This window comes from Arthrobacter sp. E3 (assembly GCF_017353415.1).
GTDB lineage: Bacteria > Actinomycetota > Actinomycetes > Actinomycetales > Micrococcaceae > Specibacter.
Genome location: NZ_JAFMPX010000017.1, coordinates 1 through 26,402 on the forward strand (window position 1 = coordinate 1; position 26,402 = coordinate 26,402).

General features: G+C 63.2%; 22 protein-coding genes. 5 read left to right on the forward strand and 17 right to left on the reverse strand.

Annotated features, from left to right (window positions below; genetic code table 11):
• Positions 1–467: 467 nt before the first annotated feature.
• From tyrS to JMA46_RS08980, 4 genes are all read right to left on the reverse strand, one after another.
• Positions 468–1,778: a tyrosine--tRNA ligase gene (gene tyrS / locus JMA46_RS08965; protein ID WP_207345001.1), complete on the reverse strand. Its 1,311-nt coding sequence runs from the start codon at positions 1,776–1,778 to the stop codon at positions 468–470.
• Positions 1,779–1,879: 101 nt separating this feature from the next.
• Entirely contained in the window at positions 1,880–4,120 is a 2,241-nt protein-coding gene (locus tag JMA46_RS08970; protein ID WP_207345002.1) for a UvrD-helicase domain-containing protein, read from the reverse strand.
• A 159-nt stretch (positions 4,121–4,279) separates the two neighbouring features.
• On the reverse strand, positions 4,280–4,786 hold the full coding sequence (locus tag JMA46_RS08975; RefSeq protein WP_348770106.1) for an adenine phosphoribosyltransferase: 507 nt from the start codon (positions 4,784–4,786) through the stop codon (positions 4,280–4,282).
• Between the two features lie 74 nt (positions 4,787–4,860).
• On the reverse strand, positions 4,861–5,565 hold the full coding sequence (locus tag JMA46_RS08980; RefSeq protein WP_207345003.1) for a DNA-3-methyladenine glycosylase: 705 nt from the start codon (positions 5,563–5,565) through the stop codon (positions 4,861–4,863).
• 43 nt (positions 5,566–5,608) lie between these two features.
• Between JMA46_RS08980 and JMA46_RS08985 the strand changes: the two genes are divergently transcribed.
• Positions 5,609–6,646: an NADPH:quinone reductase gene (locus tag JMA46_RS08985; protein ID WP_207345004.1), complete on the forward strand. Its 1,038-nt coding sequence runs from the start codon at positions 5,609–5,611 to the stop codon at positions 6,644–6,646.
• A 66-nt stretch (positions 6,647–6,712) separates the two neighbouring features.
• Positions 6,713–7,588 (forward strand): AlkA N-terminal domain-containing protein, encoded by an 876-nt coding sequence (locus JMA46_RS08990; RefSeq protein ID WP_207345005.1) that lies wholly within the window; start codon positions 6,713–6,715, stop codon positions 7,586–7,588.
• Between the two features lie 188 nt (positions 7,589–7,776).
• On the opposite strand, the gene JMA46_RS08995 is transcribed toward JMA46_RS08990, so the two are convergent.
• From JMA46_RS08995 to argC, 10 genes are all read right to left on the reverse strand, one after another.
• Positions 7,777–8,706, reverse strand: a complete 930-nt coding sequence (locus JMA46_RS08995; protein ID WP_207345006.1) for a hypothetical protein — start codon at positions 8,704–8,706, stop codon at positions 7,777–7,779.
• A gap of 199 nt (positions 8,707–8,905) precedes the next feature.
• On the reverse strand, positions 8,906–9,640 hold the full coding sequence (locus tag JMA46_RS09000) for a maleylpyruvate isomerase family mycothiol-dependent enzyme (RefSeq protein ID WP_207345007.1): 735 nt from the start codon (positions 9,638–9,640) through the stop codon (positions 8,906–8,908).
• Positions 9,641–9,888: 248 nt separating this feature from the next.
• Entirely contained in the window at positions 9,889–11,310 is a 1,422-nt protein-coding gene (gene argH / locus JMA46_RS09005; protein WP_207345008.1) for an argininosuccinate lyase, read from the reverse strand.
• Positions 11,311–11,312: 2 nt separating this feature from the next.
• Complete coding sequence (locus JMA46_RS09010; protein WP_207345009.1) at positions 11,313–12,518, reverse strand: argininosuccinate synthase; 1,206 nt, start codon at positions 12,516–12,518, stop codon at positions 11,313–11,315.
• Positions 12,519–12,628: 110 nt separating this feature from the next.
• A complete protein-coding gene (locus tag JMA46_RS09015; protein ID WP_207345010.1) occupies positions 12,629–13,165 on the reverse strand; it encodes an arginine repressor in 537 nt (178 codons plus the stop codon).
• Between the two features lie 2 nt (positions 13,166–13,167).
• On the reverse strand, positions 13,168–14,139 hold the full coding sequence (argF, locus tag JMA46_RS09020) for an ornithine carbamoyltransferase (RefSeq protein ID WP_207345011.1): 972 nt from the start codon (positions 14,137–14,139) through the stop codon (positions 13,168–13,170).
• The gene (locus JMA46_RS09025; RefSeq protein ID WP_207345012.1) at positions 14,139–15,479 is read right to left on the reverse strand and encodes an acetylornithine transaminase; all 1,341 of its coding nucleotides are present in this window, start codon (positions 15,477–15,479) and stop codon (positions 14,139–14,141) included. The genes argF and JMA46_RS09025 overlap by 1 nt, the downstream gene beginning before the upstream one ends.
• On the reverse strand, positions 15,479–16,375 hold the full coding sequence (gene argB / locus JMA46_RS09030; protein WP_207345062.1) for an acetylglutamate kinase: 897 nt from the start codon (positions 16,373–16,375) through the stop codon (positions 15,479–15,481). The genes JMA46_RS09025 and argB overlap by 1 nt, the downstream gene beginning before the upstream one ends.
• A 207-nt stretch (positions 16,376–16,582) precedes the next feature.
• Positions 16,583–17,752: a bifunctional glutamate N-acetyltransferase/amino-acid acetyltransferase ArgJ gene (gene argJ / locus JMA46_RS09035; protein ID WP_207345013.1), complete on the reverse strand. Its 1,170-nt coding sequence runs from the start codon at positions 17,750–17,752 to the stop codon at positions 16,583–16,585.
• On the reverse strand, positions 17,749–18,795 hold the full coding sequence (gene argC, locus JMA46_RS09040) for an N-acetyl-gamma-glutamyl-phosphate reductase (protein ID WP_207345014.1): 1,047 nt from the start codon (positions 18,793–18,795) through the stop codon (positions 17,749–17,751). Before argC ends, argJ begins: the two co-directional genes overlap by 4 nt.
• Before the next feature lie 129 nt (positions 18,796–18,924).
• Here argC and JMA46_RS09045 point away from each other — a divergent pair, with 129 nt between their 5' ends.
• Positions 18,925–19,899, forward strand: coding sequence for a quinone oxidoreductase (locus tag JMA46_RS09045; protein WP_207345015.1), 975 nt, complete (start codon positions 18,925–18,927; stop codon positions 19,897–19,899).
• 178 nt (positions 19,900–20,077) lie between these two features.
• On the opposite strand, the gene JMA46_RS09050 is transcribed toward JMA46_RS09045, so the two are convergent.
• Complete coding sequence (locus JMA46_RS09050; protein ID WP_207345016.1) at positions 20,078–21,043, reverse strand: FUSC family protein; 966 nt, start codon at positions 21,041–21,043, stop codon at positions 20,078–20,080.
• Positions 21,044–21,197: 154 nt separating this feature from the next.
• On the opposite strand from JMA46_RS09050, the gene JMA46_RS09055 reads away from it, so the two are divergent.
• The gene (locus JMA46_RS09055) at positions 21,198–21,716 is read left to right on the forward strand and encodes an MBL fold metallo-hydrolase (RefSeq protein ID WP_207345017.1); all 519 of its coding nucleotides are present in this window, start codon (positions 21,198–21,200) and stop codon (positions 21,714–21,716) included.
• Positions 21,717–21,866: 150 nt separating this feature from the next.
• On the opposite strand, the gene pheT is transcribed toward JMA46_RS09055, so the two are convergent.
• Both pheT and pheS read right to left on the reverse strand, forming a co-directional pair.
• The gene (pheT, locus tag JMA46_RS09060; RefSeq protein WP_207345018.1) at positions 21,867–24,410 is read right to left on the reverse strand and encodes a phenylalanine--tRNA ligase subunit beta; all 2,544 of its coding nucleotides are present in this window, start codon (positions 24,408–24,410) and stop codon (positions 21,867–21,869) included.
• 3 nt (positions 24,411–24,413) lie between these two features.
• A complete protein-coding gene (gene pheS / locus JMA46_RS09065; protein WP_247647193.1) occupies positions 24,414–25,499 on the reverse strand; it encodes a phenylalanine--tRNA ligase subunit alpha in 1,086 nt (361 codons plus the stop codon).
• A 184-nt stretch (positions 25,500–25,683) separates the two neighbouring features.
• Here pheS and JMA46_RS09070 point away from each other — a divergent pair, with 184 nt between their 5' ends.
• Positions 25,684–26,400, forward strand: coding sequence for a hypothetical protein (locus JMA46_RS09070; protein ID WP_207345020.1), 717 nt, complete (start codon positions 25,684–25,686; stop codon positions 26,398–26,400).
• The last annotated feature ends 2 nt before the right edge of the window (positions 26,401–26,402 follow it).

The following is a 26,402-nucleotide window of genomic DNA, read 5'->3' on the forward strand; positions in this document are numbered from 1 at the left end:
TAAATTCGAAACCAGCTAAACGATCATGCATCACCACAGGGGCGGCAACACACAACCAAATAACCAATCCATATAAATAAATTGGTATCAATAAAACTTGGCACACTATTGAGTTCTCAAACAACAATTACAATTCGAGTAATTCCTAATTATTTTTCATAATTAGTTTTCGTCGTTGCGATGATCAAACTTTATTTCAAGGAAAGCATTTTGTCCAATCCACAGTATGTGTGGCTCATCACTCCATGTTTTCCATAAACCCATAACTTCGTCTAGAAACAAACGAATCAAAGAGTCGTTTGTATTCATTCAGAATTTGTATGGTTTTGTTTCTTGCGGGGTGGTGAGCTCTTCCCCGCAAGCGGAGTGGCTCAGCGTTGCGCAAGCAACAGATAGAACAATACACAGCTGCCCGCCCCAACGCAAGTTGAGGCGGGCAGGGAGACTATGACCGGGGAGAACTTTGGTCAGGCGGCCAATTCCACCATGGCCAAGGTTCGCTTCCCACGGCGCACCAGCAAGTACTTGCCGTGGAGTGCATCGGCAGAACCCAACATGGTGTCTGGATCGGTGACCTTGACGTTGTTCACGTAGGCACCACCCTCCCCCACCGTGCGGCGAGCCTCGGAGTTACTCTTGGAAAGCCCTGCGGAAACCAAGAGTTCCACAATGGTCAGGCCAGCTGCCGGCGCCGTTGAACGCGGCAATTCCCGGGTCGCTGATTCCAACGTCGCCACGTCGAGTTCAGCAAGCTCACCCTGGCCAAACAAGGCAGCGGAAGCTGCAATCACCTTCAAGGTGGCGTCCACACCATGCACCAAGGACGTGACCTGGAAGGCAAGTGTCCGCTGGCCTTCGCGTGCTTGCGGCTTTTCCTCAACTGAGGTGGCAATGGCCTCAATTTGTTCACGGGAGAGGAACGTGAACACCTTCAGCCGGTCCACAACGTCCGCATCGGCAGTGTTGAGCCAGAACTGGTACATGTCAAAAGGACTGCACATCTCCGCATCGAGCCAAATGGCGTTGCCTTCGCTCTTTCCGAACTTGGTGCCGTCGGAATTGGTGATCAACGGTGTTCCCAGTGCATGGACAGCGGCGCCTTCAACCTTGCGGATCAAATCGGTGCCACTGGTCAGGTTCCCCCACTGGTCAGAGCCACCTTGCTGGAGCACACAGCCGTACTGGCGGAATAGCTCAAGGTAGTCCATGCCCTGCAGGATCTGGTAGCTGAACTCGGCGTAGCTGATGCCTTCGTCGGAGTTCAGCCGAGAGGCCACAATGTCCTTCTTGATCATGGTGCCCACGCGGAAGTACTTGCCCACGTCACGCAGGAAGTCCAGCACCGACATCGGTTCGGTCCAGTCAAGGTTGTTGACCATGCGGGCGGCATTCTGGCCCTCAAATGACAGGAAGCGCTGCACCTGGCCTTGCAGGTAGCCAACCCACTCCTCAACTGTTTCCTTCGAGTTCATGGTGCGCTCCGCCGTCGGACGCGGATCCCCCACCAAGCCAGTGGAGCCACCCACCAGGCCCAGCGGCTTATGGCCTGCGAGCTGCATGCGGCGCATGGTCAGCAGCTGGACCAGGTTGCCCAGGTGCAGGCTCGGGGCGGTGGGGTCAAAACCGCAATAGTACGTGATCGGATCGCCGGCGAGCAGCTCTTCAAGGGCTGTCTCGTCGGTGGAGACCTGGACCAGGCCTCGCCACTTGAGCTCCTGCCAAACATTGGCGAAGCTGGGGTCGTTCTCGGGGACGTGGAGTTCAGTTTGCAAAGACACATCCCAAAATTACCAGCACGACGGCGGTTCGTCGCCATTCATGGCCCGCGCCGCCTCCCGCCGCGGCTGCCTTGGGCAACAACGGCCGGCAGGTGCTGGCGCTACTTCTCGATTCCCGCCGGCAGCGGCTGCGAGCAAATGAGGCGCAACCGCTGGGTGGGCCGGGTCATGGAGACGTACAGGTCCCCGACGCGACCGTGGGCGTGGGCCAATAGCTCCGCAGGTTCAACGATGATCACACCATCAAATTCCAGGCCCTTGGCCTCGTGCGGGTCGATCACCACAATGTCCTGTTCCAAGGAGCCGGCCCCGTGTCCAATCCGGGGGCCATAGACCTCTCGCAGTGCTGCCGTGGTGGCCTGAACCATGGCCGGAGGGGCGATCACGGCGACAAGCCCGCCGCCCACGGCAGTAGTTTCCTCCGGCATGACCGCCACCACTTGGGCAATCACATCACTTGCCGCAACGTAATCAACGAAGGGTTCCCATTCGCCGTCGCGCACTGCCTTGGGGGCCGAAACGATCTGGCCCGCCGCATTGGCCATGCGCACCGCCGCCTCTGCGATCTGCGCAGGGGTACGGTAGTTGACCGTCAGTTCCTCGATGTTCCAGCGCTCCCCCATGAAGGGGTTCAGTGCTTGGCGCCACGACATGGCCCCGGATGCGGAGCTGGTTTGGGCTATATCGCCGACGATCGTGAAGGACTTCACTGGGCAGCGGCGCACCAGGAGCCGCCACTGCATGGGCGAAAGTTCCTGCGCCTCATCCACCACCACGTGACCGTAGGCCCACGTCCTGTCCGTCAGCGCACGCTCCGCGCTGGTCTGTGCCGCCTCACCGACCACGTTGTAGTCGGCCAGCTGCTCCGCCGTGAGCATCCCGTCGACACCGGAATCCTCCATCTGCTGGCTCATGTTGGCGATTGCCTTTTCAGCATTGGCCAGATCCCGCTTGCGCTGCGACTTTGCATTGGCTTGGGCGCGGCCTCCCGTGGCATCCATCTCACCCAACAGTTCGGCGGCCTCATCCAGCAGCGGCACATCCGACTCCGTCCACGGCGCGTTCGGGCTGCGCAGCAACAGCTCCCGCTCTGCCGGGCTCAAGTCCGGTGTGACGGCGGCCAGAATTTCCGGCTTGCTGAACATGTCATTCACAAGCTGCCTGGCCGTCATGGGCATCCAGCACAAGTTCAACATGACACGTACGTCGCGGGAGGTGCGCACATCCTCGGCGAGATAGGAACGGTCTGCGTTGTTGCCCGCCCCTGCAGATTCAATATGCTCGCGCAACTGTTCTGTCAGCTCACGCAGCAAAGTCTTGACAAAAGTGATGCGCGCTTCGTTGTGCGGCAGACCCGTGGCCCGCGCCTTGTCCCTGGCACGGCGCACTTGGCGCACGGTGAGGATCAAACGGGTGCCTTCGACGTCGAGCCTGACATCCCCATGTGGCATGCGTTGCCGGTTGGCGACGGCGTTTGCCACCACCTGCGCCATGGAAATCCGGCCCTTCAGTTCGGCAGTCTCAGCAGATTCGCTTCCCTTTGCCAGCACACCGGGGAACAGGTTTCCCACGCTGGCCATGACCACCCCCGTTTCACCAAGGGAGGGCAGCACGCGCTCAATGTATTTCATGAACGCGTTGGAAGGGCCCACCAGCAGGACGCCGGCGGACTGCAGTCGTTCGCGGTGCGTGTACAGCAGATAAGCGGCACGGTGAAGGGCCACCGCAGTTTTCCCGGTACCCGGCCCGCCCTGCACCACCAGCGCACCGCTCAAGGGTGAGCGGATGATCCTGTCCTGTTCGGCCTGGATAGTGCCGACAATGTCATTCATGCGACCAGTGCGCTTGGAATTCAGCGCGGCCAGCAGGGCACCTTCACCTTGGACGTGTGCGCCGTCGGAGAGCATGGTGTGGTCAAGGACATCATCCTCGATGGCCTTCACTTTGCGCCCTTGCAGCAACAGGTGCCGACGGCGGCGCACGCCCATGCGGTCAAAGGCCGTGGCTTGATAGAAAGTACCGGCTTCAGGGGCACGCCAATCGACCATGAGCTGGCGCAGATCCTCCGACAGCAGTCCTATGCGGCCGATGTAGCGGTCCTGGCCGTCATCGAGGTCGAGGCGCCCAAACACCAGCTTGTCGTCGACGGCGTTCAGTTGGGCCAGGCGGTCCTCGTACAGTGTGGCGAAGGCATCGCGCTCGGAGCGGTTTTGGTGTGTACCCATGGACCTGGACCTGCGCACTTCTGCCAGCTGCTCAACCTTCTCGGCGCGGAGTTCATCCAGGCGGGAATACAGGCCGTCAACATAGCGTCGTTCTTGGGCCAACTCGTCGTCATACATGCAAGGCTCCTGATAGCTAAGGCTTGTCGCCAAAAAGGCGGACCGTCTATTCTATCCCGGCCTGCGTGTTGGTGGGCCCGTTTGTGAGCACGCCTACACAATGGCAGTGCCGAGGGCCGCGTGTTGTCCGGAACAGCTGCGGATTGAGGATTGTGAGGGCTACACGTGGAGCAGCGACACGATGTCACTGCCAGCAAGGTTTACCCGTCCCGGCAGTGCGTCTATCTCCAGCACCACGCCGAAACCAGCCACCACGGCACCCGTGCGCTCAAGCAGAGCCGCAGCGGCACCCAGGGTGCCCCCGGTGGCGAGGACGTCGTCGAGAATTAACACACGCGTACCAGCAGGGACGTCTTCACGATGCAGTTCCAAGGTCGCCTCGCCGTACTCGAGGGCGTAGCTCTCGGAGTACACCACGCGTGGCAGTTTGCCAGCCTTGCGAATGGTGATGACGCCGGTTCCGGTGGCGTACGCGGCCGCTGCTGCCAGCAAAAAACCGCGGGCCTCCACTCCTGCCACTGCGTCAAACTGGCCGGCGAACGGCCTCACGATAGCGTCCACTACCTGCTTCAAGGCTGCTCCGTCGGCAAATACGGGGGTGAGGTCCTTGAAGACAATGCCGACTTGCGGGTAGTCCGGAACTGTTGCGCACAAGCGCTCCACCACGGCGGAAACATGGGATATGTCGCTATGCTGCTGGATGGTTTGGGCTGGGGCTGACGGGGCGCTTGAGGTCTCATTCACCCTCCAACGGTACAACCTGTCGGAGGCAACGGGGCCTCAGGGGTTTTCGGGGTGGCTGGTGCTTGCCCACGCACCTTGGGCGCTGCGGCCGCCTTGAACTTGGAAACGGTCTTATCCCCGTCTATCCAGAATCGCCACGGGTAGTCCTCCGTCCCGCCGGGCCCGCTTAAGCCCACCCGCGGGCCTGTGCGCACGTGGCGTTCGGGCGTGGACGGCAACGTCAATGAGACTTGGCCGCCAAGAGCTGAAATGCCGTTGTGTTCCAGGTTGAATCCCAGAGCTTTGGTCAGTGTGGCCGGGCCCCTGGCCAACTCGTAGTCGTGCTTCGCGGTGGGCCGGCGCAGCCGTGCTAAATCCAGCCCTTCCACGATCTCACCTGCGCGCATCAGGCAACCGGACGACAACCCCTCGGGCCTGCAGACCAAGTTGGCACAAAAGTGCATGCCGTAGGTGAAGTACACGTACAGGTGCCCAGGCGGGCCGAACATGACGGCGTTGCGGTTCGTCTTTCCACGGTAGGTGTGTGCACCAGGATCGGGGTGTTCAGAATCCTTCGGGCCCAGATACGCTTCAACCTCGGTAAGGCGCACGGCTACGGGCCCCTCCGGACTCTCGTGCCGCACCAGTGCGCCCAGCAAGTAGGGCGCCACGACGGTGGCCGGTTGTTGCAGCAATTCAAGGATGTCGATTGGCTCGCGCATCTTTCCAATTTAGCAGCGTCTGCTTTTCACCTAGACTCCAACCATGGACCCTGAAGTGATGAAAGCTGCGTATTTCACGGCCACGGGCGGACCGGAGGTCATAAGGTTCGGCAGTGTGCCACTGCCTGCACTGGCCCCAGGCAGCGTTCTGGTGAGAGTTACAGCCGCCGCCGTGGACCATGTGGACACGTTCGTGCGCGCTGGGTCTTACACCACCAATCTGGTCTTTCCGCAGGTTCCCGGACGGGACGTTGTGGGCACTGTGGCACAGCTGGGGCCAGATGTTCCGGAGGGACCTGCCGGCTTCCACATTGGTGACCCCGTGTGGGCCAACTCAATGGGCTTCGACGGTAGGCCGGGAACGGCGGCGCAGTTCACCGCCGTTCCAGCAGACCGCCTCTACCACCTCCCAACGGGGCTCAACGCTGATGGTGGGGACGCCGTCGCCGTGGCTGCCGTGCTGCACTCCGCAGCCACAGCCCACCTGGCGTTGCATCGGCATGCTCAGCTGCAAGCTGGTGAGACGGTTTATATTGGCGGCGCAGCTGGAGGGGTGGGCACCGCTGCGTTGGTTCAGGCAGTGCGTGCCGGAGCCCGCGCCATCACCTCCTCCAGCGCGGCCGACGTCGAACGCTGCCTGTCGCTCGGAGCTTCCGCGGCGCTGGACTACCGTTCTGAAGGCTTCGCAGAGGAACTGCATGAAGCCGTCGGCTCAGTGTCCGACGGCTGGGGTTTGGATGTGCACTTGGAAACGTCGGGACGCCACCGACTGGGCCTAGCCGTCGAGCTTTTGGCGCTCCGCGGGCGGATCATCGCCATGTCCGGAATGTCAGGTCAAGATTCGGTGCCGCTGGGCAGGCTCTACACCAAGGACGGCAGCATCCGCGGGTTCGCCATCAGCAACGCCACCGTGGCGGACCTGGCCGCAGCTGCCGAAGCCGTCAATGAGCTGTTGCGGGACGGCAGCCTTCACGCCCGGAACGTGACGGTTCTGCCGCTGTCCGGCGCCGCAGATGCACATACCGCATTGGAGGCAGGGACCGTCCACGGCAAGATCGTGCTGGTCCCCGAAGCGGACTAACTGCCAGAGCAGTGCGGCTCCGTCTGCACAAGCAGGACCAAAATCATCGCATGGAAGAATGCTCGCATGGCTGTTTCACTGGACTTCACTCCCCCTTTCGAACCGGGAATCTTTGACTTTCTCGCAGCCCGTGCCGTCGCAGGTGTAGAGGAAGCAGGGCCCGCAAGTTATGCACGCACCGTGCAACTTGAAGATGGGCACTGCTGGTTCAGCATTCATTGGGATGGACGGGACCTGTGCTTGGAGCATGACGTTGAACGTCCGGAGGAATCTCCCGAGCTGTTGGCCAAGGTGCGGCACCTGTTCAACCTTGACCACCACCCCGCGGCCGCAGATGCGGCAATGGGTGCAAACCCACTACTGGCGCCGCGGGTTGCCGCGCTCCCCGGCATGCGGCTGCCAGGCTGCACTGATCCGGCTGAGATCCTCATCCGGGCCATGGTGGGTCAGCAAATCACCGTTGGCGCCGCACGCACAGCGCTGAACCAGTTGGCCGTGCTGGGCACGCCTAGCCGGTTGCACCATGGTTCGATGCAGCGTTTCTTCCCAACCCCTGCACAAGTTGCGGCTGGAGGCAGAGATATTTTGCGTGGGCCGGCCCGGCGCATTGATTCGATCCTGGATGTGGCGGCGCGGCTTGCGGCAGGGCAACTGTCCATCAGCGCCGAAGACACCGAAGAATCCCTGGCCGCCAAGCTGCTGCCCATTCCGGGCATTGGGCCGTGGACAGTAGGATATGTGGCCATGCGCGTGCTGGGCAGCAGCGACATTTTTCTGCCCAGCGATGCGGCTGTACGCAATGGCTACGGGTTTCTCCGCGGCGACACCCCGACCCAAGCCCGCTCCATCAAGGCCGCTGAGCTGAGCGCCGCAGCCGAACCGCTGCGACCCTGGCGGTCCTACGCCACTTTGCATTTGTGGCGGAGAGCCGGGGAAAAATAGGGAATCCCCAGGCATCCCGAACACACGCAGCATTCAGCACCTGGTCCGGCAAGTTGTGGTCGGTGCCATCCGGCAGCGCTTTCGCACCCTTGAACGGTCAGGGTATGACTTTCCGATCCGTCGAAACAGGAGCAGTCGGCAATCTACCACGGAACCATTGCCGACTGCTCCCGTTTCGATTGGGCTTTTCACGGTTTCCAGCCCTTTGCCCGCAACACGCTAGCAACTTTGCGCACCACGGCTGGTCGATCCCCATACAAGTCCTCCCGGGAGATCCTCACCTCCTGCCAACCGAGGGCTTCGGTAGTTTCCAGGCGCCTAATATCTCGCCGGTACTGGTCCTGATTATTGTGGTGGCCTCCGTCGTATTGCAGGCTGATCCGATAATTTCGGTATGCTGCATCGGGCCAGAGCCGGGGCCTTCCCCATTCATCGCAGACGATGACGTTCAATTCCGGCTCTGGCAGCCCCGCCTCGACAAGGTCCAGCCGGGTAAAGGTCTCCGGCGGCGAATCAGCGCCCACCCGAATCAATTCAAGCCCCGCGCGGGCCTTGAGTACACCTCGACTGCCGGGGTGCTTGTTGACCATGCGTTGCAGGTCAGCCAGGCTGCAGATTTCCTCGCGGGGAGCCGGAAATTCCAGCCCATGCTGGCACACGAGGTAGTCCCCCGCAGCCACAAGTTCCCGCAACGGCAGACACGCCGCTAGGTCCAGCCACGTCCGGGCCGCACTCGTGAGTGGGACACTGTCCATGATCCAGATTTCCCCATCCGCAAAGTTCAAGCGGTGCCCGACGACGTCGACCCTCCGGGGCTCGCTCGATTTCGCTGGATTGGCTATGTGGATCCGCCAGTCATTTTCCAGCCTTGCTGGCAGTGGAATCCCCCACAAACGTGCGGCCGACAAGTGGCTGAGGACACTACGAGGGCTGGTCTCGACATAGGCAGCGAGTGCAGTGGTGCCTCTGAGTGGCACTCCGGCAGGAACGCGTATGTCGCGTGAGACGACAATCAAGTCGCTGGCGTGTGTCCGGCCGCGCGTCAGCCCGGAGGCATCGGAGGATTTCGTGGTGAACGATCTCCGTCGCAGGTGCGGGGGCAGCTCAGAACGGTGCATACCTCATTGTTTCCCTGAAACACCGCCGCTTTTTGGGTTATCCACAGGCAATATCGAGTACCTCTGAATCGAATGCACAGTTGATTACAGTGTTGAGGCAAAACATTGCAATCAACTGTGCATTCGATTTTTGGAAGGATGCTGGCCGTGGGGGAAGTCCGGAACAGGGTGGAAATCAGCACGCCGGGAAGCGCGGGAGTTACTTGACGGGTGCGGGAGCTGGCCAGCCCTGCAGCTTCGGCAGTTCCACCGAGTCGGCGGCGGCCTCGGCTCGCAAACTGCCCATGGTGGGTGTGCGTCCGGCCAGCCAGGCGACGATGTCGGTCAGCATGCCGGAAATCGACACGGCGTTCTCGCCCGTGCCGACCGTCATGGGTGACAGGCCTAGCGGCAGCAGTTTCAAGTGGGTGTCAGCGGGCACGCGCGGAGCCAGGAATTCCAGCAGATACAGGCAGAACTCCTTGGACCACGTTTCGGGTCCGCGCCCCACCTGCAGGTCGGCCAAGTGAATGACAAGCTCGCGCCAATACGCCAGCGCACCGTCGCGCACCACGCCGTTGCGGTAGCTGATATGCAGCTGCCACTGCGCTTCCGAGAGTCCCCCCAGTGCGCCCAGAGCCCTAGCAAACCCGGCCGTGAGCGCCTGCTGGTGCTCCCGCGCGCCATGCCCGGCAGCCATTTCAATGGCCTGCGTCCGGCCGCTTTGCCCGCCGTCGTAGAAGTCAACCAATTCCCCGTTCAGGGCGTATTCAACCTGCCTGGCCACAGCGTTGGAAACATGGGTCAGATGCGCCAACACGTGTCCGCGCGTCCAGCCGGGCAGTTCCGTGGCGGCAAGGACGTCTTCGTCGCTGAGGCCGGCCAACTTGGAGCTCACATTGTCCGCAGCAGCCTTGAGTCGTTCCAGCAGCTGCGCATTTGAAATATCAGTCATGCACTCCAGCCTAGACGGCCGAGGGGCCCACCGCGAGCCTGCGAGTGGTGGGAGGCCGTCAGGCGCTAGACGGCCGAGGGGCCCACCGCGAGCCTGCGAGTGGTGGGAGGCCGTCAGGCGCTAGACGGCCGAGGGGCCCACCGCGAGCCTGCGAGTGGTGGGAGGCCGTCAGGTGCTAGAGCCGGAAATGCCCGCACCCCTCAAGGATGCGGACATTTCACCGATTGCTTTCGAACGTACGACGCCGGTCAGGCCAGGAACGCCCTGACGTCGCCCAGCTGCACCTCAAGCGCCGCCAGTTGCGCCAGCACCGCTGAAGGTGCGGTGCCGCCCTGCGCGTTGCGGCTGTTCAACGAGCCCTTCGTGCTCAGGACAGTGCGAACCTCAGGGGTGAGGTGGGCGGAGATTGCCGCGTATTCCTCGTCGCTGAGATCCCACAACTCCACGCCGCGGGCCTCGGCCACCTTGACAGCAGCCCCGGAAAGCTCATGGGCGTCGCGGAATGGCACGCCCTGCCTGACAAGCCATTCGGCAATGTCCGTGGCCAGCGCAAAGCCCTGCGGCGCCAAAGCTTCCATGCGTTCGGTGTTGAACACCAAGGTGGCGATCATGCCGGAAACTGCGGGAAGCAGCAGTTCGAGGGTGTCGGCGGCGTCAAAGACGGGCTCCTTGTCCTCCTGCAGATCCCTGTTGTACGCCAGTGGCAGACCCTTCAGCGTGGCCAGCAGCCCCGTCAGGTCGCCAATGAGGCGCCCAGCCTTGCCGCGTGCCAGTTCCGCCACATCGGGATTCTTCTTCTGCGGCATGATCGAGGAGCCGGTGGAATAGGAATCATGCAGCGTCACAAAGGAGAATTCCTTAGTGGCCCACAGGATGACTTCCTCGGAGACCCTCGACAGATCAACGCCGATCATGGCGGCAACCCAGGAGAACTCGGCAAACACGTCTCGGGAAGCCGTGCCGTCGATCGAGTTCCAAACAGCTGAATCAAATCCGAGATCGGCGGCGACGGCGTTCGGGTCCAGGCCCAGCGAGGACCCGGCCAACGCCCCGGACCCGTAGGGTGACACGGCTGCGCGCTTGTCCCAATCTACTAGGCGCTGCACGTCGCGCAGCAGAGCCCAGGCGTGGGCCAACAGGTGGTGGCTCAGCAGCACCGGCTGGGCGTGCTGAAGGTGCGTGCGTCCCGGCATGGCCACACCGTGGTGCGCCTTCGCCTGCGCTACCAGCGCGTCAACAACGCTCAATACGCCTGCGGCGACAATCCTGGCATGTTCACGCAGATACATCCGCCCCAGTGTGGCGACCTGGTCGTTGCGCGAACGCCCGGCACGGAGCTTTCCGCCCAGTGCCGTTCCGGCACGTTCGATCAGACCGCGCTCCAGCGAACCATGCACGTCCTCGTCAGACTCGGACGGGGTGTAGGCACCGGACTTCACATCCGCTTCCAACTCGTCAAGGGCCTTCAACATGCCCTCAAGCTCTGCCGCATCCAGCAACCCAGCTGTGTTCAGCACGCGGGCGTGCGCCTTGGAACCTGCAATGTCATACAACGCCAAGCGCCAGTCAAAGTGAGTCGACTTGCTCAGCGCCGCCAGTGCATCCGCGGGACCGCCTTGGAAGCGCCCGCCCCAGAGTGCGCCCTCATTGGTCCCGTGCGTCTGCGCCACTGCTACTTCCCTGCAGCGCGCTGGTCGCGGGTCGAGGCTACCTTGGAGGACATCCCCCACAGCTCGATAAAGCCCTTGGCCTGTGACTGGTCGAAGGTGTCGCCGGTGTCGTAGGTGGCCAAGTCGAAGTCGTACAGGGAAGTCTCGGAGCGGCGGCCGTTCACGATGGCCTGGCCACCGTGCAGCGTCATGCGAATATCTCCGTTGACGTATTCCTGGGTGTCGTTGATGAACGCTTCCAGTGAACGCTTCAGCGGTGAGAACCACTGGCCGTCGTACACCAGCTCGGTCCAACGCTGGCCAACAGTGGCCTTGAAGCGGGCCTGCTCGCGCTCAATGGTGATGTCCTCAAGGTGCTTGTGCGCCGTGATGAGGGCCATGGCGCCGGGTGCTTCATAGATTTCGCGGCTCTTGATGCCGACGAGACGATCCTCCACGACGTCGATGCGGCCCACGCCCTGGGCGCCGGCGCGGCGGTTCAGTTCCTGGATGGCCTGCAACGGGGTGACCTTCACGCCGTCAATGGCGACGGGGATGCCCTGCGCGAAGGAAATGATGACCTCATCCGGTGCGGGAGGGAATTCCGGGGTGGCCGTGTAGTCGTAGATGTCCTTGGTAGGGGCGTTCCAAATGTCTTCGAGGTAGCCGGTTTCCACGGCGCGGCCCCAGACGTTCTGGTCGATCGAGTACGGGTTCTTCTTCGTGGTCTCGATGGGCAGGTTGTGGGACTCTGCATAGACAATGGCCTTGTCGCGGGTCAGGGCGAGGTCGCGGACGGGGGCAATGCACTTCAAGTCCGGGCCGAGGGTCTGGATGCCGACTTCGAAGCGGACCTGGTCGTTGCCCTTGCCGGTACAGCCGTGGGCCACGGTGGTGGCGCCGAATTCACGGGCGGCCTTGACCAGGTGCTTGACGATGACGGGGCGGGAGATGGCTGAAACCAGCGGGTAGTGGCCCTGGTAGAGGCCGTTGGCCTTCAGTGCGGGCATGGCGTAGTCGTTGGCGAATTCGTCGCGGGCATCGGCCACGTAGGCTTCAACGGCGCCACAGCCGAGGGCGCGCTGGCGGATGTCCTCCAAGGACTCCCCGCCCTGTCCAACGTCGACGGCTACGGCGATAACTTCCGCGCCGGTTGCTTCGCCGATCCAGCCAATGGCCACGGAGGTGTCTAGGCCGCCGGAGTAGGCCAATACAATGCGTTCAGTCACGATTTTTCTCCCTTTGTTTGCACGACTCATCAGAGTGTTTTCAACGTTACCTCAAAGCATAATGCATGATTATGCAATCTCACTAAAATATATTCAGCCCGGGCTGCGGCTTATGCCCCGGCCCCTGATTCCGCCGCAAATTGCAGGAACCTCTCGGCTGCTTCCGCTCCCCCGAGAGGGTTGCGGGTGATGACCATGACGGTGTCATCCCCGGCGATGGTGCCAAGGATGGAGGGCATAACGGAGTGGTCGATGGCCAGCGCCAGAAAGTTGGCGGCACCGGGCGGGGTGCGAAGCACGGCGATGTTCGCCGAGGCTTCCGCCGTCACCAGCAGTTCCCCGCACAGCCGGATCAGCCTGGTGTCAAGCTGCTCCTGTGAGGACGCCGCATGCACCCCGCGTTCCCCGCCTTCACGAGGAAGCGCGTAAATCAGGGCTCCGTCCGCCCCGCGCACACGCACGGCACGCAATTCCACCAAGTCCCGGGACAGTGTCGCCTGCCCCACCACCAGTCCGTCATCCGCCAGCAAGGTGGCCAGTTCAGCCTGGGAACGCACGGCACGGCTGTTCAGCAGGGTCTGTACCCTGGCCTGCCGCGCGATTTTAGTTGCCGGCATGCTCACCGGAGTTCCCATGGGCTTGGACATGGTCAGCTGCCAGTCCCTCGAGCGACAGCGGCTTCAGCGGCTGTCTTTTCCACCAGCCACACCATGAGCGCCTTCTGTGCGTGCAGGCGGTTCTCGGCCTCGTCCCACACCACAGACTGCGGCCCGTCAATGACCGAAGCGGCGATCTCGTAGCCGCGGTAGGCGGGCAGGCAGTGAAGCACGACGGCGGCCGGGTCGGCTTGTGCGAGGGCGGCCTCGTCCAGTGCGTAGGCCTTGAAAAGTTCCATGCGCTCCGCCTTTTCCGCTTCCTGGCCCATGGACACCCAGGTGTCGGTGACCAGGACGTCGGCACCGGCAACGGCCTGGGCCACGTCAGTGGTGACCAGCACCGAGCCGCCGGTGAGGGCCGCGCGTTCGTTGGCGGCAGCTACGACGTCGTCCGCAGGAAGGTAGCCTGCGGGGCCGGTGATACGCATGTGCATGCCTGCAGTGACTCCGGCGAGGAGGTAGGAGTTGGCCATGTTGTTGGCGGAGTCACCCATGTACGTCATGGTCAATCCGGCCAGTTCGCCCTTGTGCTCCTTGATGGTGAGCAGGTCCGCGAGCAGCTGGCAGGGATGGTAGTCGTCGGAAAGGGCGTTGATGACGGGCACCTTGGAATTGGCGGCCATTTCCTCCAGGCCGGCCTGGGAGTAGGTGCGCCACACGATGGTGGAGACCATGCGCTCGAGGACCTTCGCCGTGTCGGCAACGGATTCCTTGTGGCCGATCTGCGCCTCACCGGGGTTGATGATCAGCGGGTTTCCGCCGAGCGCCGCAACGCCCGCGGCGAAGGAGACGCGGGTGCGCGTGGAAGTCTTGTCAAAGATCACGGCCACCGTCTGCGCGCCGGAGCCCTCACCGGCAAACGTGCTTTTGGAGTACGGCTGCTTCTTCAGCTCCGCGGCCAGCTCCAGCACTTCCGCCTGCTCGACCGGGCTCAGGTCGGTATCTACAAGAAAGTGGCGTGTCATCAGGAATTCTCTTTCGAATGCTGTGCGGCCACTGCTGTGGCGATCAATGCGGGCAGTGCAGTCAGGAACGACTGCGCCTGATCCGCGCTCAGGTTCAGCGGCGGGGCCAGGCGAATAGTGTGCGGTCCGGGTGCGTTGACAATGAACCCGGCGTCCAGCCCTGCACTGACAACGCCGGCGGCCACCGGTTCAGTCAGGTCGAAACCGACAAGGAGGCCGAACGCGCGGACCTCGCCAACGCCGTCGATCTTGGCCAGGCCCTGGGCGAAGAGCTCGCTGATGGCACGCACGTTGGCCAGCACATTCTGGGATTCCAGCACGTGCAAGGTGGCGAGGGCTGCGGCGGTTGCTGCCGGGTTTCCGCCGAAGGTGGTGCCGTGCTGCCCCGCGCTGAGCAGGTGGGAGGGTGCCTCGCCAAAGGTGATGATGGCCCCGATCGGGAAACCACCGCCCAGGCCCTTGGCCAGCGTCATGGCATCGGGAGTCACCCCCGCCGTGATGCCGGCGAACCAGCTTCCAGTGCGGCCTACGCCCGTCTGCACCTCGTCAAAGATGAGCAGGGCGCCGTGTTCACTGCTCAGTTCCCGTGCTGCCTGCAGGTATTCCGGCGAGAGTGGCCGAACACCGGCCTCGCCCTGGATCGGTTCCAGGATCAGTGCTGCCACGGTGCTGTCCATGGCTTCGCGCAGCGCATCAATGTCGTTGAAGGCAATGTGGCGCACGCCAGCTGGCATGGGCTCGAAGGGCTCGCGGTAGGCCTGCTTCGCCGTCATGGCCAGGGCGCCCATGGTGCGGCCGTGGAAGGCGCCCTCGAGCGCCAGGATGGTGGGGCGCTCCGCTCCCCCGTGGGCACGTGCAAGCTTGAACGCAGCCTCATTGGCCTCGGTGCCGGAGTTGGCGAAGAAGACCTTGGAGCCTTCCGGCGCCTGGCTCAATTCCAGCAGCTTCTCGGCTAGGGCGATCTGCGTGGGGCTCGTGAAGAAGTTGGAGACGTGCCCCAGCGTTGAGAGCTGGCTGGCAATGACGGACGTAACAAAGGGGTGCGCGTGGCCCAGGGCGTTGACAGCGATGCCGCCGAGCAGGTCCAGGTACTCCTTGCCGTCAGCGTCCCAGACTAAGGATCCGGCACCGCGCACCAGCACGCGCTGCGGGCTGCCAAAGACGCCCATGAGCGACTTGCTGTAGCGGGCGAGCCACTGCGCACTGGTCCCCGTGCCGGCCACGGCGGCGGCATTGGCGTTGCCCAGCTCTTTGCCTGTCGACTCTTTCCCTGTCAGATCGGTGCGCTTAGGCTCTGTGCGCTTCGGCTCTGCGCCGGAACCTTGCGTTGCTTCACTCATCACTTGTCATCCTCATCCGCGAAAATTTGTGTTCCATTGCCTTCAAAAGTCATCAGTTCCAACAGGACCGAGTGGGCGCTGCGCCCGTCCGCGACAGAGGCACGTTCCACGCCGCCGTCGACCGCGGCCAGGCAGGCACCCATTTTGGGGATCATTCCTGCCTCAAGCCCCGGCAACATCTCGCGCAGGGCATTGGCACTCAATTCGCTCAGCAGCGACGACTTGTCCGGCCAATTCGCGTACAAACCCTCCACATCCGTGAGGATGACAAGGCGCGACGCCCCCAGGGCCACTGCCAGGGCGGCGGCGGCCGTGTCCGCGTTGACGTTGAGCACCGTGGAGGCATCCCCCACCTCGGGGGCCACCGTGGAAATCACCGGAATCCGGCCGGCTTCCAGCAGGTCCAGGATGGAGCCGGGATTCACGCCCACCACCTCGCCTACCAGCCCCAGGTCCACGGGCAGGCCATCCACCACGGTGCCGGTCCGTTCAGCTTGCAGCAGTGCACCGTCCTCACCGGAAAGCCCGACGGCGTAAGGGCCGTGTTCGTTGATCAGGCCCACCAGCTCGCGGCCAACCTGACCCGTAAGCACCATCCTGACCACGTCCATGGCCTCCGGGGTGGTCACGCGCAGCCCGCCTTTGAACTCGCTCTTGATGTCGAGGCGCTTGAGCATCGCGTTGATCTGCGGCCCACCACCGTGCACCACAACCGGCTTGATCCCCACATGGTGCATAAAGACAATGTCTTCGGCGAAGGCGCGGCGGAGTTCGTCGTTGATCATGGCGTTGCCGCCGTACTTGACCACCACCACAGTGCCAGCGAACTGCTGGATCCACGGCAGCGCCTCAATCAGCGTGCTGGCCTTGCCCTGCGCGATTTCCACCGAATTCATCATGTCTTCCTTCAATCCTGTTGTCTCCTGCATTCAAGCTCCACCCCCCGGCGGCGCCCCGGCTGTTCCAGTCACGCGGCGGGCCTGGCATTTTTGTAGCTCGGCGTAAAGGAGCCGCCCAAGGCCGCTAGCGGCCGACGCGTCGGATAGCCGGGCGGAAAATGCCAGGTCCGCCGCCCAACCCAGCCACGGCAGGCGCCCGAAGCGTTAGGAGGAGTAGGCGCTGTTTTCTTCGACGTAGGCGTGTGTAAGGTCGTTGGTCCAGATCGTGGCCTCGGACAGTCCGGCGTTGAGATCGATCTGGACGGTGACTTCACGCGGGGTGAGGTCAACGAGGTCGCGGGAGTCGCCAATGCAGCCGTTGCGGCAGATCTGAACGCCGTTGATGCTGACGCTGATTTTGTCGGGGTCAAATGCTGCGTCGGTGGTGCCCACGGCGGAAAGGACACGGCCCCAGTTGGGGTCGTTGCCGAAGATGGCGGCCTTGAACAGGTTGGAGCGGGCCACGGAGCGGGAGACAATTTCAGCGTCGCGTTCGCTGTCTGCGTGGATGGTGGTGATGGCGATGTCGTGGCTGGCACCTTCTGCGTCCGCGATGAGGCCACGGGCCAATTTGGCGCAGACTTCGGTGAGGCCGGCGGTGAATTCGTCCATGTCGGGGAACGCTGTGGACGCGCCGGAGGCCATGAGCAGCACAGTGTCGTTCGTGGACATGCAACCGTCGGAGTCGGCCCGGTTGAACGTGACGCGGACGGCGTCGTGCAGGGCTGCGTCGAGCCCCTCGGCAGCAACTGTGGCGTCGGTGGTGATGACAACGAGCATGGTGGCCAGCCCCGGGGCCAGCATGCCGGCACCCTTGGCCATGCCACCAATGCTGTAGCTGAAGCCGTCAGCATTGACCGGGGACGCCCAGGACGCTTCCTTGGGGACGGTGTCGGTGGTCATGATCGCGGTGGCGGCGGCAGCTCCGCCGTCGTCCGCCAAGGCAGCAGCGGAAGCCTCAACACCGGGCAGGATCTTCTCCATGGGAAGCTGCTCGCCGATCAAGCCGGTGGAGCAGACGGCAACGTCAGTAGCGGAGATACCCAGCACGGCGGCGACCTTTTCGGCCGTGGCGTGCGTGTTCTGGAATCCTTCGGGACCCGTGCACGCATTGGCGCCACCGGAATTCAGCACCACGGCGTCAACCCGGCCGTCACTGAGCACCTGGCGGGACCAGTGGATGGGTGCTGCCGCAACGCGGTTGCTGGTGAAAACGGCGGCGGCGCTCTTCCGCGGACCGTCGTTGACCACGAGGGCCATGTCCGGCTTCCCGGAGGCCTTCAGTCCTGCAGTGACGCCGGCGGCCCGGAAGCCAAGTGCTGTGGTTACGCTCATGGTGCTACTCCTTGAAGGGTAAGGCCAGTGGTCTCGGGCAAGCCGAGGGCGATATTCATAGACTGTACCGCCCCGCCGGCCGTGCCCTTGGTCAGGTTGTCGATGGCGCAGCAGACGATGACGCGGTTGACATTGGCGTCGTACGCGATTTGCAGGGCTGCGTAGTTGGAGGCCTGGACGGATTTGGTGGAGGGCCATTGGCCCTTCGGCAGCACACGGACGAAGGGCTCGTCCTGGTAGGCCTTGGTCCACAGTTCGCGCAGCGCCGCTTCGGGATCGTCGAGTGCGGCAATGTCGGCGGAAACCTTGGCGGTGGCCGTGGTGAGGATGCCGCGGCTCATCGGGGCAAGGGTGGGTGTGAAGGAAACTTTCACGTCCAGGCCCGAGGCATTGGAGAGCCCCTGCTGAATTTCCGGGGTGTGCCGGTGCCCGCCGCCCACGCCATACGGGCTCATGGAGCCCATGACTTCGGCGCCGATCAGGTTGACCTTGGCAGCCTTGCCGGCACCGGAAGTTCCAGATGCTGCGACAATCACGACGTCGTCCGGTAGCAGCGCGTTCGCGGCGAATCCGGGCATGAGCGCCAGCAGTGAGCTGGTGGGGTAGCAGCCGGGGACGGCGATGCGCTTGGCCCCGCGGATCCGCTCACGGTGGCCGGGCAGTTCAGGCAGGCCGTAGGGCCAGGTTCCTGCGTGCTCCGAACCGTAGAACTTCTCCCATGCGGCGGAATCTTCCAGCCGGTGGTCGGCTCCGGCGTCGATTACAAGGGTGTCTGCGGACAGTTGTGCGGCGATCGCTGCGGAGGTCCCGTGCGGCAGTGCCAGGAACACGACGTCGTGCCCTGAGAGGTTCTCCACGGTGGTGTCAACAAGGATCCTCTCCGCCAGGGAATACAGGTTCGGTGCAAGGTCCCCCAGCCGTGTTCCCGCGTTGCTGTGGGCGGTGATGGCCCCGATGCTCACGTCGGGGTGGCTGGCCAGCAGGCGCAGCACCTCTCCCCCGGCGTATCCACTGGCTCCTGAGACGGCTACTGAAATTGTCATAAAACGACTATACAGCAGAATTATTCATTGTCATCGATATTTATCCATATGTTCTTGGGCCGTCCAGTTCTATGATGATGATGGGGTCCGCACCCCAACGATTCGACAGCAACCTATTGGGAGTTCATCATGACCGAGACCTGCAACGCCATTGTCGCCGCCGCCCCGGGCGGGCCCGAAGTTTTGAAGCTGGTACAGATCCCCATGCCGTCGCCGGGTGCGGGTGAATTGTTGATCAAGGTTGCTGCCATAGGTGTGAACTTCATTGAAAGCTACCAGCGCGAAGGGGTCTACCCTGTGCCGTTCCCGTTTACACCGGGCGCCGAAGCTGCCGGGAAAGTGGTGGAAGTGGGGCCCGGTGTTGTCGATTTTGAGGCGGGCGATCTCGTGGCCACCGCCGAGGGCATCAACTGTTACGCCGAATACGCCCTGGTTTCGGCGGATAAGGCCCTACGCGTCCCCTCCGCTGTGCCGCTGGATGTTGCCGCAGCACTCCCCCTGCAGGGCATGACGGCCCACTATTTGATGAACTCGACGTATCGGGTGGAGCCGGGCCAAACGGTTTTGCTGCATGCCGGCGCGGGCGGGGTGGGCCTTTTGCTGACGCAAATGCTCAAGGAGCGCGAGGCCAGGGTCATCACCACAGTCTCCACCGACGAAAAAGAGGAACTCTCCCGCGTGGCCGGCGCCGATTCGGTGCTGCGCTATGCGGACTTCGCGGCCCAAGTGCGTGAGCTCACCGACGGCGTCGGCGTGGATGTGGTGTACGACGGCGTCGGGAAGGACACGTTCGACGGTTCCTTAGCGTCGTTGCGCACCCGGGGCACACTTGTGCTTTTTGGTGGCGCTTCCGGCCAGGTGCCACCGTTTGACCTGCAACGGCTGAACTCCGGCGGTTCGCTCACGGTGACCCGGCCCAAGCTGGGTGACTACCTGCTCAATGCCCAGGAACGTATTTGGCGCTCCACCGAAGTTTTCAACGCCGCCGCCACAGGGCACCTATCCGCCCGTATTGGCATCCGTTTCCCATTGGCCGATGCTGGAGCTGCCCACACGGCGCTGCAGGGTCGAAAGACGACCGGCAAGGTCATTCTGGAGCCGTAAAGGCCTCACCCCCCCCAGTTGATACTGCAGCAGGCGCGGGTTGGGCCTCTTGATTCAATCCATACTGCGGCTCCTGCGGGTGTCAGACTCGATGACCCGCAGGTGCTGCAGTATGAATTGCGGTCAGGGCGGAGCACCCGCAGGTGCTGCAGTATCGATGATGGTCGTCGATACGGTCTCAGGCAGCCAGACCTTTTCTGCCTTGACGGCGCTGCTCCCAGCTGCGAAGAATCAATGCCACCACTATCGCCGCAGCAATGCCGACGATGGTGAATCCCACCCGTTCAACGGTCAGTTCAAGACCGAGATTGTAGTCGCCCAGCGATGAGAAGATCAACAGCATGGGCGTCAGTGTCAGGGCCTGCATGATGTAGGCCCCTCCCAGGGTGTACCAAATCAGGAAGAACATGGACAGCGCCGCGACGATCAGGGCTCCCCAGACGGGCAAGAAGACAACGGCCAGCAACGCAATGATGGCCCCGAGGAAGGTGCCAACCAGCCGCCCATTCAAAGTGTCGCGGCGCTCCTCAGGCAGCGGCCGCAGGGCCATGAGCACCGTGACGGCAATCCAGTAGCCGTGGGGGATGCTGCTGGCAAGGGTCCAATACATAACCGCTGCACACAGCACGCCCACGGTGATCCCGTGTTCCCATGCGATGAACGTGTTGACGGGGCGGACGGGGGCCTGAAGCTTCAGGATCTTGGTGACCAGCCCGCCAACAACCCCTCCCGCAATGACCCACAGGCCGGCTTCCCACCAACTGAGATCAACCGCTCCGGGCCCAAAAAGAATGACGATGATGGGTGTCAGTGACAGCAGGCCGGCCGAACGTCGATTCGAGGCGGCAAACAACAGTGCGGACAGCAGTATCAGCAGTGCGACAGCCCAGGGGGTCGACCCCGCCAGCGAGGCCAGGGAGCCGAGCACCGCAGCAATGAAGATCAACACGCCCGCCTGCTGTGGCTTGCTCACAGGAGTGACCGCCATGCCCAGCCCCATAGCCAGGCCAAATCCCATGCTGGCCGACGGCCCTGCCAGCACTGTGATCAGAATTGATGGGATGAGGATGGCCACCAACATCTTGAACGTCATGGGGAGCGTCCCTGGCATGGGCCGACTGAGCAGTGCCATGTTTACCGTCATCTCGATAGTTTGGTCGTCACAATAATCCGCCCTGCATGAGCGGAGAAGGCCAATTCTAGGGCATGTCTTCAGCATCAGCGAGGCACGGTCACCTCCGCCAATTCCAGCAGCACCTGCGAGACTTAATCGAACCGGGCCGTGCGAAGCTGGACTTATGATCAAGCTTGAGAGCGGGGCGTTTCAGCTCCAAAAGTCGCAGGGTGCCAACGGCTATGTCATTCCACTGGGCGGTTCCTATGTGGTTGTCGATCCGGGGATGGCCATGGGTGCTAAGGCAGTCATCGCTGAGTTGGACACCGCCGGCATCCTTGGTGATGTGAGCCAGGTTCTGCTGACACATGGAGACACGGACCATGCCGGTGCCGCGCAGATGGTGGCGGCGGCGGCCGGTGGGCAGTTATGGATCGGTCGTGCCGATGCGGACATCCTTGCGGGACGCGCGGTCCCGGGCACACTTGTACGGAAACTATTGTCGATGATCATGCCGCCAAAACTGCCTGACACAGTCTTGTATCTGGGCGAATCACCGGGCTTCCCTCAGGGCATGACGGCTGTGCCCACTCCGGGACATACACCCGGTCATTTCGCCTTAGCCTGGGGCAACGCTCTCTTTTGCGGGGATGCAGCCAGGGTGCGTGGCGACGGATCACTGAAGCAGTTTTCCGGCCGCTGATTACGGACACCGACAAGGCGCTGGCGTCCACTGCTGTCCTGGAAGCGCTCGATGTTTCATGGATCTGCCCCGGCCACGGCAAGGTCACCAAACGTCAGCGGCGCTAACAGGCCCGGCCACCACGGCCGGGCCTGTCGCGACACCGGATACCTACCGCTGTGTTGCGCCGAAGCGTTCCGCAGCCAGTTCCACGGCCGACGCGCGGGCTGCCGAAGCCTCGTCCGCCGTCAGCGTGCGGTCCGTTGCACGGAAGCGCAGCCCGAAGGCCAGCGACTTCCGGCCCTCAGGGATGCCTTTGCCCTGGTACTCATCGAACAAGGCGATGTCCTCAAGCAGTTCTCCAGCACCTTCACGCAGGGTTTCCAGCACTGTCTGCGCTGGAATGTCCGCAGGCACAACCAAGGCAACATCCTGGGTGGCCAGCGGGAAGGTGGAGATGGGCTTGGCAACAATGACGTCGGCTGCTGCGTCAAACACCTTTTCGGCGTTGATTTCCATCGCCACCGAGCGGGCAGGCATGTTCAGTTCGGCCAGCAGCTTCGGGTGAAGCTCGCCGGCATAGCCGACAACCTCCCCGGTGCGCAGGCTTAGCTGTGCGGCGCGGCCGGGGTGGAAGGCTTGGTGCGAACCCTGCGCCACAACAAGTTCCACGCCTGTCACGTCGGCGACAAGGAGGGCTGCATCCACTGCATCCGCCCAGTCCCAGGCACGCGGGGCATGGCCCGGGGCTACCGGGGAATCCTTGCCCGTGAAGACTGCGGCCATGGTCAAAGGCTGGTACGGAATGCCTCCATCCAGTGCGTCCAAAACGTCGTCGGACGGTCTGGCACCCAGCGGCGGAATGGAGCCGGAGCCCAGTGTTCCCGAGGGCAGGAACACCAGCCCTGACTCAAATAACGCCAGGTCGTGGAAGCCGCGCGAGTGGTTCCGCTTGGCGATCTCAATCAGGCCAGGCAGGATCGAGGTCCGCAGGAAACCGAACTCTTCACTCAGCGGGTTGGCAAGCTTCACGGCGGCGCGTTCCTGCCCTGCCGTGGCCACGCCGAAGGTCTCGTTGGAGGACTTCGACACGAACGGGTAGGCCAGAATTTCAGTCAGGCCGGAGTCAGCCAAGGCCTGGACGGCACGGCGGCGCTGCTGCTGTACGCGGGAGTAACCGCGGCCCGGAGGTGCCGTGGGCAGTGTGGAGGGGATCTGCTCGTACCCTACCAGGCGAATCACCTCCTCCGTCAGGTCCTCCTTCGTGACCAGGTCGAAGCGCCAACTTGGGGCTGTGACGGAATATCCGCCGTCGACCTTCTCCACGACGGCGCCGAGGTCCCTGAGGGAGCCGATGATCTGCTCCTGCGAGAACTCAATGCCGATGCGCGCTGAGGTGAACCCCAACGGTAGGAACACGGGGCCTGCGACGGCGGGCGTGCCAACGTCGGTGGAAGTGGTGTCCTCGGTGCCGCCGGCCAGCTCGACCAGTAGGTTCACTGCGCGCTGCGCGGCGATGGCGGCGACGGCGGGATCAACGCCGCGCTCAAAGCGCTTGGAAGCTTCCGAAGGCAGCTTGTGGCGGCGGCGCGAGCGGGCAATGGAGACTTCCTCAAAGTGCGCAGCCTCAATCAGCACGTTGACGGTCTTTGAGTTGACCTCTGTGGAGGCCCCGCCCATGACGCCGGCTACGCCAATGGCGCCGCTGTCATCGGTGATGAGCAGGTCTTCTGGGTCGAGCTTGCGGACCTTGCCGTCGAGGGTTTTCAGCGTTTCCCCGGCAGCGGCGCGGCGCACCACAATCTCCCCGGCGACCTTGTCGGCGTCGTAGAAGTGCAGCGGCTGGCCTAGTTCCAGCATCACGTAGTTGGAAATGTCCACGGGGAGCGAGAGCGAACGGATGCCAGCCAGGCGCAGGCGCGAGGACATCCACGTCGGGGTCGGTGCCGCCGCGTTGATGCCGCGCACGGTGCGGGCCACGAAGCGGTCGCAGCCGTCCTTGCCGTAGATGGGGGTTTCATCGGCCAGCCGGATGCCATGGCCGGGGCCGGTGGCTGGCGTGACCTCCACGAGGGAGGCCGGGTCAACGAAGACGCTGTCGGTGGCGTGGGCGTATTCGCGGGCGGCGCCACGGATGCTGAACACGTAGCCGCGGTCCGGGGTCACGTTGATTTCAGCGGCTTCGTCCTCAAGGCCCAGCAGCGCCAGAGCGTCGGAGCCCACGTCCGGGTCCAGTCCCAGGGTGGACAGGACGAGGATTCCGTCGTGGTCCTCGCCGATGCCCAGCTCGCGGACGGAGGCGATCATGCCGGCGGAGACGTGGCCGTAGGTCTTACGGGGGGTAATACGGAAGTCTCCGGGCAGCACGGATCCTGGCAGGGTGACAACAACCTTGTCCCCCACCTCGAAGTTGTGCGCACCGCACACGATTCCCTGTACGCCGGAGGGGTCGATGCCCTCGATGTCCAGGGTCTGCTCGGTACCTTCCGGCACCACACGGACGGTGCACCAGTTGATGGTCTTGCCGTTGGACTGCGCCTCCGGCTCCTTGGACAAAACCACGCCGACCACAATGGGCCCGCTGATCTCATCCGAGGGGCGGTGGACTGCCTCTTCTTCAAAGCCGACCTTCACCAGGTCGGTCATGACGTCTTCGGCAGTTGCTCCTGCCGGCACCTGCGCATACTCGCGCAGCCAAGTCAGTGGAATACGCACGGACTAAATCTCCATCCCAAAGTTTTCGCTGAAACGTACATCGCCCTCGATCATGTCGTGCATGTCGCCGACTTCATTGCGGAACATCAACGCCCGCTCAATGCCCATGCCAAAGGCAAACCCCGAGTACTCGTCGGGGTCGATGCCGGCGGCGCGGAGCACGTTCGGGTTGACCATGCCGCAGCCGCCCCACTCGATCCAGCGCGGGCCGCCCTTGGCGCCGGGGTGCCAGATGTCCAGCTCGGCGGAGGGTTCGGTGAACGGGAAGAAGTTCGGCCGGATCCGCACGCGGGCTTCCTCGCCAAACATCTGTCGGGTGAAGTGCTCCAGCGTGCCCACCAGGTCCGCCATGGAGAGGTCCTTGTCGATGGCCAGGCCCTCAAACTGGTGGAAAACGGGGGTGTGCGTGGCGTCGAGCTCGTCAGTGCGGAACACCTTGCCGGGGCACAGCACGTAGACGGGCAGCTCGCGTTCGAGCAGGGCGCGGACCTGTACCGGGGAGGTGTGGGTGCGCAGCAGCAGGTGCGCTTCGGGCGGTTCCACGAAGAACGTGTCCTGCATTTCGCGAGCCGGGTGGTCCGGGGCGAAGTTCAGCGCATCAAAGTTGAACCATTCCGATTCCAGCTCCGGGCCTTCGGCAATTTCCCAGCCCATGCCCACGAAGATGTCGCAGACGCGGTCCTGCAGGGTGGAGAGCGGGTGGCGGGCACCGGCCCGGCGGCGACGGGGTCCGGCGGTGACATCCACCGTCTCCTCGACAAGGATCCGGGCGGCGTCTTCGGCTTCGAGCACCTCCGTGCGGGCTGCGAGCGCCTTGGCAACACGACCGCGTGAGGCACCCATGATCTTGCCGGCGGCAGCCTTGAACTCCTTGGCCAGCCCGCCAATTTCGCGGTTGGCCAGGCTCAGTGGCGATTTTTCCCCGGTGTGTGCCAGACGGGCGGCTTTGAGACCGTCGAGCGTGGTGGCAGCGGCGATGGCTGCGAGCGCGTTCTCGACGGCGGCGCCAACGGCGGCTTCATCAAGCGGGTCTGGGACCGGGAGTGGTTCGGTGGTTGATTCCGGCGTTTCGGCCGTCTTCTGGGACATCTCTGACATCTACTGTTTTTACCTAAGCTCGTGTGCGAGTAAGCGGCGGGGTAGCTTCTCCCGCCTGAACTAGTCTAGTTGACTGCGCCCGCGTGTTTTGAATCAGGCGCTGCCGGCTCAATCGCGGCCAGCTCTTTACCGATGCGTGACCCGCGCGCGCTCCCCCCTTGCTACGCTGTGCCCCATGAGCAACTCCCCCATCCCACGCTTAGGAAGCGAACACTGGGCAAGCACGACGCCGGCCACCCGCCGTGCGCCATCGGCTCCCCTTGCGCTGGGGTGCTTGTTGGTGGGAAGCCTGGTGTTGGGTTTGGCGGGGTGCGGCCTGATTCCCGGTGGTGTCACCCACTATGTCCCCAAGCCTGCCGTTGTCCTGGACAGTTATGACTGCAAGGTGGCGGTTCCCGGTGCGGGCGCAACGGAACTGGAGGACCCGACGTCGTCCTTCAAAGGCAGTGTTCCCGACGGCTTCGTCACTGCAGGGGTGGTGCGCTGCAGCCAGGACTTGTCGTGGACTTCGGTGCCGGCGCCTGCCGGCCCGTCGCCTACGTCTGAGCCCAATACCCGTTACGCCATTGTTGAGGAGCACTTCAGCGGTGACTTCGAGCCCTTGCTGACTGCCCTGGCGCAGCCCAGTGACCATCAGGATCGGGGCGAGTGCCCGGCGATGGCGGAAATCGTCCCCGACCTGTGGCTTCTCAACACCGCAGGAAAGGCGGTCCATGTCCAGTGGCCACTGACAGCGTGCAACTTCACGAAACCCGGTGTCATGGAGGCGCTAGCTGATCTCACCGTCACCTCCAGCACCATCCTCCATTTCCCTGTGCCTAGAACATCCACGGAGGATTCCCCTCCAGCGGGGCCAGCCACGGTGGCCCCAGAGTCAGGGGCGGCAAAGTGACT

What these genes read in the sequence shown, in the direction of transcription:
- JMA46_RS08970 (WP_207345002.1), bottom strand. Translation starts at nt 4,120, where the DNA reads ATGTATGACGACGAGTTGGCCCAAGAACGACGCTATGTTGACGGCCTG.
- JMA46_RS08980 (WP_207345003.1), bottom strand. Translation starts at nt 5,565, where the DNA reads ATGCGCGAGCCAATCGACATCCTTGAATTGCTGCAACAACCGGCCACC.
- JMA46_RS08985 (WP_207345004.1), top strand. Translation starts at nt 5,609, where the DNA reads ATGGACCCTGAAGTGATGAAAGCTGCGTATTTCACGGCCACGGGCGGA.
- JMA46_RS08990 (WP_207345005.1), top strand. Translation starts at nt 6,713, where the DNA reads ATGGCTGTTTCACTGGACTTCACTCCCCCTTTCGAACCGGGAATCTTT.
- JMA46_RS08995 (WP_207345006.1), bottom strand. Translation starts at nt 8,706, where the DNA reads ATGCACCGTTCTGAGCTGCCCCCGCACCTGCGACGGAGATCGTTCACC.
- JMA46_RS09000 (WP_207345007.1), bottom strand. Translation starts at nt 9,640, where the DNA reads ATGACTGATATTTCAAATGCGCAGCTGCTGGAACGACTCAAGGCTGCT.
- JMA46_RS09015 (WP_207345010.1), bottom strand. Translation starts at nt 13,165, where the DNA reads ATGTCCAAGCCCATGGGAACTCCGGTGAGCATGCCGGCAACTAAAATC.
- argF (WP_207345011.1), bottom strand. Translation starts at nt 14,139, where the DNA reads ATGACACGCCACTTTCTTGTAGATACCGACCTGAGCCCGGTCGAGCAG.
- JMA46_RS09025 (WP_207345012.1), bottom strand. Translation starts at nt 15,479, where the DNA reads ATGAGTGAAGCAACGCAAGGTTCCGGCGCAGAGCCGAAGCGCACAGAG.
- argB (WP_207345062.1), bottom strand. Translation starts at nt 16,375, where the DNA reads ATGAATTCGGTGGAAATCGCGCAGGGCAAGGCCAGCACGCTGATTGAG.
- argJ (WP_207345013.1), bottom strand. Translation starts at nt 17,752, where the DNA reads ATGAGCGTAACCACAGCACTTGGCTTCCGGGCCGCCGGCGTCACTGCA.
- argC (WP_207345014.1), bottom strand. Translation starts at nt 18,795, where the DNA reads ATGACAATTTCAGTAGCCGTCTCAGGAGCCAGTGGATACGCCGGGGGA.
- JMA46_RS09045 (WP_207345015.1), top strand. Translation starts at nt 18,925, where the DNA reads ATGACCGAGACCTGCAACGCCATTGTCGCCGCCGCCCCGGGCGGGCCC.
- JMA46_RS09050 (WP_207345016.1), bottom strand. Translation starts at nt 21,043, where the DNA reads ATGACGGTAAACATGGCACTGCTCAGTCGGCCCATGCCAGGGACGCTC.
- JMA46_RS09055 (WP_207345017.1), top strand. Translation starts at nt 21,198, where the DNA reads ATGATCAAGCTTGAGAGCGGGGCGTTTCAGCTCCAAAAGTCGCAGGGT.
- pheS (WP_247647193.1), bottom strand. Translation starts at nt 25,499, where the DNA reads ATGTCCCAGAAGACGGCCGAAACGCCGGAATCAACCACCGAACCACTC.
- JMA46_RS09070 (WP_207345020.1), top strand. Translation starts at nt 25,684, where the DNA reads ATGAGCAACTCCCCCATCCCACGCTTAGGAAGCGAACACTGGGCAAGC.